The organism is Streptomyces sp. SD31 (assembly GCF_052068475.1).
Lineage (GTDB): Bacteria > Actinomycetota > Actinomycetes > Streptomycetales > Streptomycetaceae > Streptomyces.
On record NZ_JBQHCX010000008.1, the window covers coordinates 192,486 to 205,170 of the forward strand.

The window sequence follows — 12,685 nt, forward strand, 5'->3', positions numbered from 1 at the left end:
CCCGGCTCACACCTTCGGCTGGGATCCCGCCGCCAGCGACCCGCACAGTGCCGTCGCCCCACCCGTGGCGTACGGGTCGGTCCCGGCCGGCCCGCCCTCCTTCGCCGTCTGCCCCGCCAGCAGCGGATGCAGCCGGTTCGTGGAGTCCTCGGCACAGGACAGCGGCCCCGCCTGGACATAGGAGACGACCAGCTGGGCCTGATTCAGCCGCAGGTCCTCCCGGTCGAAGCGGAAGTGCAGCTCCCGGCGCACGGTGAAGAGCGACGCCTCAGCCGCCTGCTCACCGGCACCGGCCTTCTCCCCGGCCTCCACCGCCCGCAGCGCGTACACAAACGTGTGATCGGCCGTGACCTCGAGCGTCGACGAGTCGGTCTCCGCGGCCTGCAGCGTGCCCTGCACCCGGATCTTGCGATCGGCCAGCTCGGCCTGAGCCGGATCGAACCGCACCAGCCATCCGGTCGGCGCATGCCGCCCGTCCGCGGCCGGGTGGCTGAAGCTCTGGTCGAACTGGTCCAGTTGGTCGGGATCGAGTAGCACCCGCACCGGACGGATCTGGTCCCCGGTGAGCACCTCGGGATAGAGCGCGGACCGCACGATGTAGTCCTTCGCGATACTCAGCGCGTTCGTCACCTGACTGTCCGAGAAGTGCGCGGTGCGCCGCGCGGCCGGCAGCGGAATGCCCTCCGCGCCGATGCGGAACTGCGCGGCGGGACTATGGGCGTACAGGTGGTCGGTGTCGCTCGCCCCGGGCACCTTGCCCTGCGGGGCGAGCGGGATGACGGTCATCCGCAGGGGCTCGGCGAGCGGTCCGGAGCCGGCGGGGGTCTGATAGGGATGCCGTACACCCATATAGATCGCCGTACCGAAGGCCACGGCGATCAACAGGACCAGGATCAGCGCCTGCCGGGACAGGCCCCGGCGCAGGGGTGGGCGGCGGCGTACGGCGGGCGCGTGGTCGGCGATGCGCTCCTGCGCGGAGAACTCCTGAAGGTGGGCAGCACGGACGAACGACTCGTCGAAGACGACGGATCGGTACTCGTCCTCGCCACCTCCGGGGCCGCCCTCGGGTGTCCCCTCGGGTGGGTCTCCAAGCCCTCCCATATCTTCAGGGTAGGTCGCGGGGAGCTCCGGTAAACGCCCTGGTACACGACAAGTTCTGACAGGTTCTCACCAGGATGGTCCGGCAGCTCTCAGCAACGCTCAGGCCCTCGGTCAGGTCCGTTCAGGGCGTGCGCGGGATGGCCGAAATGGCCGGCTGGGAGTGGTCGGCGGAGGCGGAGGGAGCGGCCCCGCTCCCCTGTTCGAGCCCGGTGGACGCGGGCGGCGTGATCTGGTCCCGGCCGTTGGAGGAGGCGCCGCGGTAGACCGCCGCGAAGGCCAGCGCGACCATGCCGATGCCCATCACGAGGGCGAGCACCCAGGCGACGGGGCGGTGCCAGCGGACCTGTTTGCCGTACCCCCCGGGGGCGCCGTAACGGCCCTCGAGTATGTCCGGGTCGTCCAGGTCGTCGAAGTCGGGATCATGGCCGAAACCGGGGTGGCCCTCGGGGCCGTACCCGTCGTCGAACCGCTCGCCCCGGCCGGGTGCCCGGCGCGCTTCCGCCTCGGAGGCCTCCGCTCTCGCCTGGGCGGCGGCCAGGAGGCGCTCGACGGCGGTCGGCTCGTGCACCACGGCCGCCCGTACGAAGGCCTCGTCGAAGACCACGGAGGCGAACTCTTCGTCCGACACCCCGCGGTCGTGGTCGTCGTCGGGCTCCCAGCCGTCAGGGAACGGCGTGCCCCCCACGTCCTCCGGCACGGATCCAGAGTAGTCCTGGGTGGTCAATTTGGGCAGACGGTATGGAAATTCATCCGCCTTGTGAGACACCTCTGGTGCGGCACGGACGCAGACCGGGGCGCGTGTCGGGCGCATATGCCCTGGCCGCGCGCCCTGCGCCGCCGAGCCCTCCGACGCGCCCCCGCACGGCGGGGGCGCGCCTCTCGATGAAGGAACCTCGCCGGGTCAGCGCCGTACGTGACCGTCCCCGGTGACGATGTACTTCGTGCTCGTCAGCTCCGGGAGCCCCATCGGACCGCGGGCGTGCAGCTTCTGCGTGGAGATGCCGATCTCCGCGCCGAAGCCGAACTGGCCGCCGTCCGTGAAGCGGGTGGCGGCGTTCACCGCGACGGTCGTGGAGTCGACCAGCTGGGTGAACCGGCGGGCAGCCTGCTGGGAGGTGGTGACGATGGCCTCGGTGTGACCGGAGGTCCACAGGCGGATGTGCTCGACGGCCTTGTCCAGCGAGTCCACCACCGCGGCGGCGATGTCGTAGGACAGGTACTCGGTCTCCCAGTCCTCGGCGGTGGCCTCGACCACGGTCGCCTTGGAGTCCTTGGCGTACGCCAGCACCCTCTCGTCGGCGTGCACGGTCACCCCGGCCTCCGCGAGGGCGTCCAGGGCGCGCGGCAGGAACTCGGGGGCGATGTCCTGGTGGACCAGGAGGGTCTCGGCGGCGTTGCAGACGCTGACGCGCTGGGCCTTGGAGTTGATCAGGATGTCGATGGCCATGTCGAGGTCGGCGTGGGCGTCGACGTAGACGTGGCAGTTGCCGGTGCCGGTCTCGATGACGGGAACGATCGACTCCGACACGACGGTCTGGATCAGCGAGGCGCCGCCGCGCGGGATGAGGACGTCGACGAGGCCGCGGGCGCGCATCAGCTCGCGCACGCTCTCACGGCTCTCCCCGGGCACCAGCTGCACGGCGTCGGCGGGCAGCCCGGCCCCGCCCACGGCGTCCCGGAGCACCCGGACGAGTGCGGTGTTCGACTCGTACGCCGAGGCCGAGCCGCGCAGCAGCACGGCGTTGCCGGACTTCAGGCAGAGGGCGGCGGCGTCCACGGTGACGTTCGGGCGGGCCTCGTAGATGATCCCGACGACGCCGAGCGGGACGCGGACCTGGCGCAGGTCGATGCCGTTGGGGAGGGTGGACCCGCGGACGACCTCACCGACCGGGTCGGGCAGCGCGACGACGTCCCGCACGTCGGCGGCGATGGCCCGCACGCGCTCCGGGGTGAGCGTCAGCCGGTCGATGATCGCCTCGCTGGTGCCGGCCTCGCGGGCCTTGGCGATGTCCTTGGCGTTGGCCTCGACGATTTCGCTCGTACGGACCTCCAGGGCGTCCGCGATGGCGAGCAGCGCGTCGTCCTTCTCGGCCCGCGGCAGCGGGGCGAGGTCGGCGGCGGCGGCCTTGGCGCGGTAGGCGGCCTGGGTGACCGGGGACATGGAGTCGTACGGCGAAAGCGTGGTCATGAAAGAAGGGTAGTGCGACCGGGGCCGACGTCCTGCCGCTGTCCCATCTCCCGAGACAGAACCGATACGCGCCTCTCGCCCTCTTTTGCTCCCACGCTCCGCGACCAGGTCCGCGGGAGCGGCGCCGGTTCAGGCGCACTAGAAGGGATGGACGCCCACGGGGGTCGCCGGCAGCGGCCCGTAGCCTTCCGCGATCCGCTGGTGGTAGGTCTCGCGGTCGATGACTTCCAGGCCGACGATCTCCCAGGGCGGCAGCCCCGCGCTCTGCCGGTGCTCGCCCCACAGGCGCAGCGCGACGGCGGCCGCGTCGTGCAGGTCGCGGGCCTCTTCCCAGTAGCGGATCTCGGCGTGGTCGGTGGCGTACCTGCTGGTCAGCAGAAAGGGGTGGTCGTGGGCGAGCTGTTCGAGGGCGCGCCGCACCTCCTTCAGCGGGGCCTCCTGGCCGGAGACGCTGAGGGTGACGTGCCACAGGCGGGGCAGGTCCTCGGGCTCCTCGTACCGGTCGCCGGCCGCGACACTCGTCAAGGCGCGCTCCTCACCGGCCGCACGGGACGAGGCCCCACCGACACCGCGGGACGCCGTCCCAGGGCGCACTCGTCTCACAACGGCCTCCTTTGCGCAGTGACTGACACGGTGGTCGTGCGGAATGTCCCTGAGACAAAGTTGAGCAGGCCGCAAGGGCTCGCGGGGCGGTTTTGCGGAACGTCCACCTCAGGGCGACTCCCATTGCAGGGCGTTCACCCCGTTTTCGGCCGGGGGTCCGGGGGTGGCCCCCCGGGACAACGCAGCGCGGAACGTCCACCTCAGGGCGACTCCCATTGCAGGGCGTTCACCCCGTTTTCGGCCGGGGGTCCGGGGGTGGCCCCCCGGGACAACGCAGCGCGGAACGTCCACCTCAGGGCGACCCCTATTGCAGGGCGTTCACCCCGTTCTCGGCCGCCGCTCAGGGCTGCAGGATCACCAGATCGTCCCGGTGGACGACCTCACGCTCGTACTCCGCCCCCAGCTCCCGCGCCAGTTCCCGCGTCGACCGGCCGAGCAGTTGCGGGATCTCCTTGGCGTCGAAGTTGACGAGCCCGCGCGCGATCGCGTGCCCCGCGCCGTCCCGCAGCTCGACGGGGTCGCCCGCGCTGAACTCGCCCTCCACGGCGGCGATTCCGGCCGGCAGCAGCGACTTGCGGCGTTCGACGACCGCCCGTACCGCGCCGTCGTCCAGCGTCAGCGAGCCCTGAGGGGTGGACGCGTGCTGGAGCCACAGCAGGCGGTCGGCGGAGCGCTTGCCGGTGGCGTGGAAGTAGGTGCCGGTGTCGCCGCCGTGCAGCGCCTCGGCGGCGTGGACGGCGCTGGTCAGGACCACCGGGATGCCGGCGGCGGCCGCGATCCGGGCCGCCTCGACCTTGGTGACCATGCCGCCGGTGCCGACGCCGGCCTTGCCCGCGCTGCCGATCTCGACGTGCGCGAGATCCTCCGGTCCCCGCACCTGAGCTATCCGCGAGGTTCCCGGCTTGCTGGGGTCGCCGTCGTAGACGCCGTCCACGTCGGACAGCAGCACCAGCAGATCCGCCCGCACCAGGTGAGCCACCAGGGCGGCGAGTCGGTCGTTGTCGCCGAAGCGGATCTCGTCCGTGGCGACGGTGTCGTTCTCGTTGACGATCGGGAACGCGCCCATCGCGAGGAGCTTGTCGAGGGTGCGCGAGGCGTTGCGGTGGTGGGCGCGGCGGCTCATGTCGTCGCTGGTCAGCAGCACCTGCCCGACGCGGACGCCGTGACGGGCGAAGGAGGCGGTGTAGCGGGCGACGAGCAGGCCCTGGCCGACGCTGGCGGCGGCCTGCTGGCGGGCCAGGTCCTTGGGGCGCCGGCGCAGGCCCAGTGGGGCGAGTCCGGCCGCGATGGCGCCGGAGGAGACGAGGACGATCTCCCGTTCCCCGCCGCTGCGGCTCTTGGAGAGGACGTCGACGAGCGCGTCGACCCGGTCGGCGTCCAGGCCGCCGGACGCGGTGGTCAGCGACGAGGACCCCACCTTGACGACGACCCTGCGGGCCTCGTGCACACCCTGCCTTGCCCCTGCCACCTGTGCTCTTTCCCCTCACGTGGGTCCGGTTCCCTGTTCGGCAATCTACGCGAAGTGGATCGTGCGGCGCGCGGGGATTCCAGCCTCCGGACAGGCACCGTGTAGCAGTTTGCTCACGCTTTGCGTACGGCAAAAAGGTTGTATCGGCTCCATCTGGAAATTGAACATTCTCCCAACATATTTTGAAGGCCGTGAAACGTCTGCTCCTCCGCTCCGGCAAGAGTCCCTACGACGTCGTCTCCGTCGAGGAGGCCCTCCACCGGGATGTCATCGCCACCAACTCCGGCAACCTGATCTTCAGCGACGCCACCCACAAGATCCTCGAAACCCCGCGCACCGAGGTCGTTTCGAACGGCATCCGCACCGACATCTCGGCGGCCGGCCGGATCAACGAGGAGTACGACGCCTTCGTCGTCCCGCTCGCCAACGCCTTCCGGCCCTCGTTCGAGGCGCAGTTGAAGCGGCTGACGCGGCTGATCACCAGGCTGAGGATCCCGGTGGTCGTGGTGGGGGTCGGCGCGCAGGCCGGGCTCGGCTACAACGCGGCCCGACTGAAGGGCATCGAGCCCACGGTGCGCGAGTTCGTCTCCGCCGTGCTCGACCGCAGCGCCTCGATCGGGGTCCGGGGCGAGTTCACCGAGAAGTACCTCAAGGACCTGGGCTACCGGGACGTCGACGTCATCGGCTGCCCGTCGCTCTTCATGTACGGCAAGGAACTCACCGTCACCAAGCGGGAGCCGGCCCTCGTCCCCGGCTCCCGGATCGCGGTCAACGGCTCGCACAGCGCGGTGAGGTCCCAGGGCCTGGACCGGGTCATCACCCGCGCCCACGCCCGCTACCCGAACCTGCGCTTCATCGGCCAGAACCTCAGCGACGCACGGCAGTTGCACTGGCGGGACCTGTCCGACCCGAACGGCCTGGTGACGGCGATGCCGACGCACCCCGACCACCCGATGTACCGGGAGGACAAGGTCCGCGTCTACATCGACCCGGTCACCTGGATCGACGACCTGCGCGCGTTCGACTTCTCCTTCGGCTCCCGTATCCACGGCAACATCGCCGCGCTCCTCGCGGGCACACCGGCGACCGTCCTGTGCGGCGACTCGCGCACGCTGGAGCTGTGCCGTTACTTCGGCATCCCGCACCGCCGGATCGACAAGCTGCCCGAGGACCTGGACCCGGCGTCGCTGTACGAGGAGGCCGACTTCGGCGCCCTGATGAGCGGCCACCAGGAGCGGTTCGAGCGGTTCACGGCGTTCCTGGACAAGAACGGCCTGGAGAACACGTTCACGCACGGCGACGGCGGCGCCGCCTTCGAGGAGCGCATGCGGTCGCTGGCCTTCCCCGCGGGCGTCCGCCCCTGGAACGACACCGACCTCACCTCGCTCACCACCCGGTTCGGCTGGCTGCAGAGCCGTATCACCGAACTCGCCACGGACAACGACCGGTTGAGGCGCGAGGTGGCCCGCACCGCCAAGCCGGGCACGGGACTCCCCGCGACGTCCGTCTACCGCCGGGCCCGTCGTGTGGTGGGCGGCCCGATCCGCCGGGCGCTGCAGTCGGGGCGGTAGGGGCAGGGTCGCGGCGGCAGGGGAAGGGTTTGCGACGGTAAGGGCAGGGTTCCGGCAGCCTCGGTCACTCCAAACCGTCCGGACACTCGCGTGTCGTCCGGAGGTCGGTGCGCGTTAACCCGGGCGCACCACGTCCCGCCCCGACCTTGGAGTGACCGCAGTTGCCCACACCCCTGTCCCGCCTCCCGGTGAGAGCGCTCGTCACGGCTCTCCTGGCCGCCGCCTTCGGTGCCCAGGCCGTGGCGGCGCTGCACCCGCACGTCCCGGTGCTGCTCGCCGCGACCGTCATGTCCCTGGCCGTCGAGGGTGTGCTGCTGCGCTGGCAGCGCGGCATGCTGTCGGTGTTCGCCAAGTCGCACGCGGACATCACCGCGCGGCATGTGCTGCGGGACCTGCTGCTGGTCGTAGGCCTGCTGCGGCTCGGCGAGCAGGACCGGGAAACGGTGTACGCCCCGCTGGTCGCGGGCCTCCTCGCCTTCTATGTCCTGCACTGCGCGATCCAGGCGGTCTCGGTGCTGGTCCGCCGCACCCGCACGCTGCCGGTGGTCACCCGCAACATCGACGCCTCCGGGCTGCGCCTGTCCTCCGCCCCGCCCCTGCTGCTGCGCCGCCCCGGCCCCCGCCTGCTGGTCTTCGGCCTCCCGGCCACGGCGGGCCTGCTGACCACCGCGGCCCTCGACGACCCCCGCTGCGCGGCCGTCGGCATCGCGCTGTCCCTCGGGCTCGCCCTGCTGGGTCTGCACGACCTTCTCGTACGGCTGCTGCCGAGCCGTCGCCCGGCGGGCGAGCGGGAGGCGCTGCAGTGGCTGGACGCCTGGCTGGCGGAGTACCGGCCGACGGTCGGCCTGTACTTCTCCGGCGGCGCGTCCTCGGCGTACCAGGCGAACATGTGGCTGGAGCCGCTCGCACAGCTGGACGGCCGTCCGCTGATCGTGCTGCGGGAGCGGTTCATGGTGCAGAAGATCGCGCCGACCGACATGCCGATCCTCTGTCTGCCGAAGGTCTCCACCCTGATGCACCTGGAGCAGTCCACGCTCCGGATGCTCATCCACCCCTCCAACTCCGGCAAGACCTCCCAGGTCCTGCGCATCCCCACGCTCAAGCACACCTTCGTCAACCACGGGGAGAGCGACAAGCTGTCGTCCTGCAACCCGTATGCGAAGGCCTACGACGAGGTGTGGGTGGCGGGGCCCGCGGCGCGCGAGCGGTACGCGTACGCCGAGGTCGGTGTCGAGGACAAGGACGTCGTGGAGATCGGCCGCCCGCAGCTGGACGCCGTACAGCCGTACGCGGGCCCGCCGGCCGGTGCGTACACGACCGTCCTTTACGCGCCGACCTGGGAGGGCTGGGACGGCAACCCCGGCAACACCTCGGTGATCGAGGCCGGCGAGAACCTCGTACGGGCGCTGCTCGCCGACCCCGGCGTACGGCTGCTGTACAAGCCGCATCCGCTGACGGGGTCGGTGGATCCGCGAGCCGGGGCGGCCGATCTGCGGATCCGCGAGCTGATCAGGGCGGCGAACCGGGAGCGGACGGGTGAGCGTCCGCGCGACACCGGCGAACTCGCCCTGCTCACCCAGGAGCTGGACCGCCTCACCACGACGGTCGTGCGGGCGAGCGCCGATCAGGTCGAGCGGATGATGCTCCAGTCGGCGCCGGAGGCGGGGCGGGCGGAGGCGGTGGCGCGGGCGACGGCCGCCTGGGAGGAGGCGTACTGGGCCTCGCTGCCGGAGTGGGAGCACCAGGTCGTGACGGCCGCGCGGCCCACGCTGTACGCCTGCTTCAACCGGGCCGATCTGCTCATCAGCGATGTGTCGAGCGTGATCAGCGACTTCCTGGCGAGCGGGAAGCCGTACGCCGTGGCGAACACCAGCGGGCTCGCGGAGGACGTGTTCCGCAAGGCCTTCCCGACCGTGCGCGCGGCGACCGTGCTGACGCCGGACGCGGCCGGGGTGCCGGAACTGCTGGACGCCGTCCGGGACCCGGAGAAGGACCAACTCGCCGAGGCTCGGGAGGAGTTGAAGCAGCACCTGCTGGGGCCGGCCGAGCCCACGTCACAGGCTCGCTTCAACGCGGCCGTGCAGGCGCTGTGTTCGGCCGCGCAGGAGCACCGGGCGCGCATGGAGGAACGGCTGGCGGCGGAGATCCCGGCCGAGATCCCGGATCAGCGACGGTCCCTCACGCGGGAGCAGCCCGCCCACCCGGCGTAGCCTCGCGCGACGACGTCAGCATCCGCCGCGCCTTGCGCACCGCCCGGCGCAGGAACGAGTCCGCGCCGCCCGGCCGGTAGCCGGGGAAGGCGCGGGCCTCGCGCGGTTCGGCGAGGTACACGGAGTCGGGTATGCCTGCCGCCGCGTCCCGGAAGTGCGGGTAGGCGAGGTAGACACGGCGGCCCTTCTTCTCCAGGAGGGCCGCCGGCTGCTTCTTGGCCTTGATGAACTCCACGACGGGAAGCAGGAGTTCGGGGCGCTGCTCCGCGACCAGGTGCAGTCGCAGGCGCTCCTCGACCTTGAGGCGGCGGGCGATGCCGGGCGTCCAGTACGCCTCCATCAGGGGCTTCGCCAGATCGAGCTTGTGCCGCCTGACCTTCTCGCTGTCCTTGGCGTACTTGGGTCCGAACTGCGGCAGCAGGGTGATGAGGAAGGGGCGGACCATGAGCTGGTCGCGCCGTTCACCGGCGGGTATGTGCTCGGCTATCAGGTTCATCAGGGCGCGCGCGGAGTCGAAGCGCAGGGTGTAACCGCCGCTCTTCGTCACATGCTTGCCGTCGTCGCGGCCCACCAGGTAGTAGCAGGTGTAGTCGGCGACCACGGAGACGCCGTCGGCCCGCAGGTAGGCCTCCATCGTGAACAGCGCGTCCTCGCCGGTCCAGAGGGACTCGTCGAAGCGCATGTGGTGCCGGGTCAGCAGTTCGCGGCGGAACAGCTTCTGCGCGCTCAGCGTGAACTTGATGTTCGAGGAGAAGACGTCGGTCCGGTCGAGCGTCTTGCCCCACATCGACTTCGGCGCGGTGCGGTTGACGCCCTCGACCCGGCCGAGGACCACGTCCGTGCCGTTCTTGTCACCCATGGCGACCATGCGTTCCAGGGCCTCGGGGCCCAGCCGGTCGTCGGCGTCCAGGAAGAAGACGTAGCGCCCGGCCGCCTTCCCCAGACCGACGTTGCGCGGGCCGCTGGGGCCACCGGAGTTGTCCTGCCGGATCACGGTCACCGGCATGGGCGCGCGGGCCGCGAACTCCTCCAGGCACTCCCCCGAGCCGTCCGTCGAACCGTCGTCGACGGCGATGACCTCGATGCGCTCCGGATCGATGGTCTGTGCCTCGACTGACGCAAGGCACTCGATCAGGTACGGCATCGCTTCGTACGCCCCGATGATCACAGTCACATCAGGCTGCGTGACGGTCACGTTTCCCCCTTGTGGACGGGATATTTCCCCGTATCGCCTCATTCGCTACTTGATAGACGGCTGGACATTGCAAGCGGTTGCCTCACGCCCATGCTTTGGTGAGCCGGATCACATAGCGAACTGACATGGGCTCACGGTATTCGGGCAACGTAAGAGGCCCACCAGAAACGGCCCACCAGAAACGGCGCGGCCCCCGAGGAGTGCTCCTCGGGGGCCGCGCCGTCGGTGGTGCGGGTCAGGCCGTCACATCGTCCCCGGCCGCCGACACCCGCTGCGCGGGTACGGCCGCCGGCGCGGCCTCGGCGGCTCCGGCCGCCGCCCGTGACTCCTGGCCGACGTTGCGCGTCTCGGCCTTGATGGCGAGGTCCGTCACGGCGGTGTTGAACTGCTCGATGGAGGTCGGCTCGTCCGGGCCGAGCAGGTACCGCTTGAGGTCCTTGCGGTCCTCGGCCAGCGGGTCCGACGCCGGGTCCCGTACGGCGTCCAGCAGGCCGCCCAGCTCGGCCGCGCTGTTGGACAGGATCGTCGCGGCGCGCACCGCCGTGTTCTGCCGCTTGAACTCCTCCACGCCCAGCTCGGCGGAGTCCGTGACGGCGTACGGCTTGCCGCTGGCGATGAAGTCGGAGACCACGCTGGAGATGTCGGAGACCATCGCGTCGGAGACGTTGAAGCAGTCGTACAGGCGCGGCTCGGCGCCCGTGATGACGCGGTGCTCGTGGCTGCCGAAGGAACGCCAGTACGCGGTGTTCCACTCCGCGCGCAGCCGGGCGATCTCCTCGTGCTTGGCGACGTCCACCAGGCCGTCGCGGGTGGCCTCGGCCTCGTCGCCCTTGCCGTTGCCGCCCTTGCCGTTGCCCTTGCCGGACAGCTCGGCGAGGCGGGCCTCGATGCGGGCGAGCTCGGCCTTGGCGGCGGTCTGCGCGGGGGCGTCGGCCTGGAAGCGCGGGTCGGTGGCGCGCTCGGCGCCGGCCTGCTTGACCAGCGCGACGATCCGCTGGTTGGCGGCCTTGGCCTCGGCGCTGACGGTGCCGGTGAAGGGGTGCGGCTTGTACAGGACGCGGACCGGCGGGTCGGCCGTCACCAGCTTCTGCACGATGCTCTCACCGGCGAGCACGATCGAGGTGTTGCCGGGGTTGCCGTCCCAGCCCTCCCAGGTCGGGGCGTAGAGCACGGTCGGGATCCGCCCCTCGGGCACACCCTGCCAGGTCTGGATCGGCGCCAGCTGCGGGCGGCCGACCTCGACGATGTCCTCGTCGCGGACGCCGACGTCGGCGATGGCGTACCGGTCGCGGCCCGCGCGCCCGGCGGTCCACACCTCGTCGTAGACCTTGCTGTACGGGTTGACGCTGGCGAGCTTGTCGCTGTCGCCGTGGCCGATGAAGACGTGCTTCATGGTGGGGACGCGCAGCAGGTGGATGTTCTTGCCGACGTTCGCGGCGTACAGCGCGACGCGCACGTTGGACAGGTCCATGTTCATCAGGTGCACGCCGCCGGGCACGCAGATCACGGGGACCGTGGTGGGCGCCAGGTTGTTCAGGATGACCCGCTCGCGCAGGATGATCAGCGGCTTGGAGTCGAGCTGCTCCATGGTCTCCAGCCACATGTTGACCTGGTAGGCGGAGTCCTTGGAGCCGGAGAAGTACAGCACCGTCTCGGGCCGGTACTCGGCCAGCCAGTCGTCGACGGCGGCCAGGACGGTGTCGGCCCTCGGCGGGATCTTCCGGCCGCGGACGTACGGCACGAGCGCCATGACGTACAGGCAGCCGAGGCCCACCGTGACGCCGATGCCGATGAAGCCGGCCACGGCCGACTCCAGGGACGCCGAGACGAGGATGCCGACGACGGCCGCGAGGTCGAGGTGCAGCATCTTCTCGGCGGAGCGGTGCAGCAGCCGGCGCGGCGGGGCGTCCGGGATGCGGATGCGCGAGGCGAGGTCGACGTTGCGGGTCGCGACCGGCATACGGCGGCGGTTGCGGATCAGGGTGACCAGCGCGCCGTGCGGGGCCTGGAGGCCGTAGAAGGCTATGAAGCAGGCGATCGCGCCGTAGTAGATCAGGTCGTCCGCGAATCCGAGCCGGGCCAGCAGCAGGATCAGCAGCAGTTGTCTGATCAGGAAGCGGATCGACAGACCCGCCCGCACCTTGCTCAGGCGGTTGACCAGATAGCTGCTCTTGCGGTGCAGATAATGGTCCGCCAGGTACGTCACGGCGGCCGCGGCCGCGAAGGCGGGAACGCTCGGGACGAGCGCGGCCAGCATGAGCGCCGGGAAGCCCAGGATCATGAGGGCCGCCGCGGCCAGCTCGGCCGGGCTGCCCACCCGGGCGACGCGAATAGCGGTGGATATCACGG

The 12,685-nt window shown here is 70.9% G+C and carries 9 protein-coding genes; 2 read left to right on the plus strand and 7 right to left on the minus strand.

The features are described from left to right. Positions 1-6: 6 nt before the first annotated feature. The 5 genes from ACTMVF_RS18995 to proB all read right to left on the minus strand — a co-directional run bounded on the left by ACTMVF_RS18995 (position 7) and on the right by proB (position 5,360). Positions 7-1,101, minus strand: a complete 1,095-nt coding sequence (locus ACTMVF_RS18995; RefSeq protein ID WP_441272244.1) for an SCO2583 family membrane protein — start codon at positions 1,099-1,101, stop codon at positions 7-9. Positions 1,102-1,222: 121 nt separating this feature from the next. Continuing rightward, positions 1,223-1,798 carry an SCO2584 family spore wall biosynthesis protein gene (locus ACTMVF_RS19000; protein ID WP_441272245.1) on the minus strand — a complete coding sequence of 192 codons (576 nt, stop codon included), beginning with the start codon at positions 1,796-1,798 and terminating at the stop codon, positions 1,223-1,225. Between the two features lie 204 nt (positions 1,799-2,002). Continuing rightward, the gene (locus tag ACTMVF_RS19005) at positions 2,003-3,289 is read right to left on the minus strand and encodes a glutamate-5-semialdehyde dehydrogenase (RefSeq protein ID WP_441272246.1); all 1,287 of its coding nucleotides are present in this window, start codon (positions 3,287-3,289) and stop codon (positions 2,003-2,005) included. Positions 3,290-3,427: 138 nt separating this feature from the next. Beyond that, the gene (locus tag ACTMVF_RS19010) at positions 3,428-3,892 is read right to left on the minus strand and encodes a hypothetical protein (protein ID WP_441272247.1); all 465 of its coding nucleotides are present in this window, start codon (positions 3,890-3,892) and stop codon (positions 3,428-3,430) included. Between the two features lie 340 nt (positions 3,893-4,232). After that, entirely contained in the window at positions 4,233-5,360 is a 1,128-nt protein-coding gene (gene proB, locus ACTMVF_RS19015) for a glutamate 5-kinase (RefSeq protein ID WP_441272248.1), read from the minus strand. A 191-nt stretch (positions 5,361-5,551) separates the two neighbouring features. On the opposite strand from proB, the gene ACTMVF_RS19020 reads away from it, so the two are divergent. Continuing rightward, complete coding sequence (locus ACTMVF_RS19020; RefSeq protein ID WP_441272249.1) at positions 5,552-6,931, plus strand: polysaccharide pyruvyl transferase family protein; 1,380 nt, start codon at positions 5,552-5,554, stop codon at positions 6,929-6,931. A gap of 161 nt (positions 6,932-7,092) precedes the next feature. Further along, a complete protein-coding gene (locus tag ACTMVF_RS19025) occupies positions 7,093-9,141 on the plus strand; it encodes a hypothetical protein (RefSeq protein WP_441272250.1) in 2,049 nt (682 codons plus the stop codon). Here ACTMVF_RS19025 and ACTMVF_RS19030 read toward each other — a convergent pair. Both ACTMVF_RS19030 and ACTMVF_RS19035 read right to left on the minus strand, forming a co-directional pair. Beyond that, entirely contained in the window at positions 9,110-10,336 is a 1,227-nt protein-coding gene (locus tag ACTMVF_RS19030; RefSeq protein ID WP_441272251.1) for a glycosyltransferase family 2 protein, read from the minus strand. The genes ACTMVF_RS19025 and ACTMVF_RS19030 overlap by 32 nt on opposite strands. 235 nt (positions 10,337-10,571) lie before the next feature. Beyond that, positions 10,572-12,653, minus strand: coding sequence for a hypothetical protein (locus ACTMVF_RS19035; RefSeq protein ID WP_441272452.1), 2,082 nt, complete (start codon positions 12,651-12,653; stop codon positions 10,572-10,574). Positions 12,654-12,685 lie beyond the last annotated feature (32 nt).

Coding starts and splice junctions, on each gene's coding strand:
- ACTMVF_RS18995 (WP_441272244.1), bottom strand. CDS start 1,101: ATGGGAGGGCTTGGAGACCCACCCGAGGGGACACCCGAGGGCGGCCCC.
- ACTMVF_RS19005 (WP_441272246.1), bottom strand. CDS start 3,289: ATGACCACGCTTTCGCCGTACGACTCCATGTCCCCGGTCACCCAGGCC.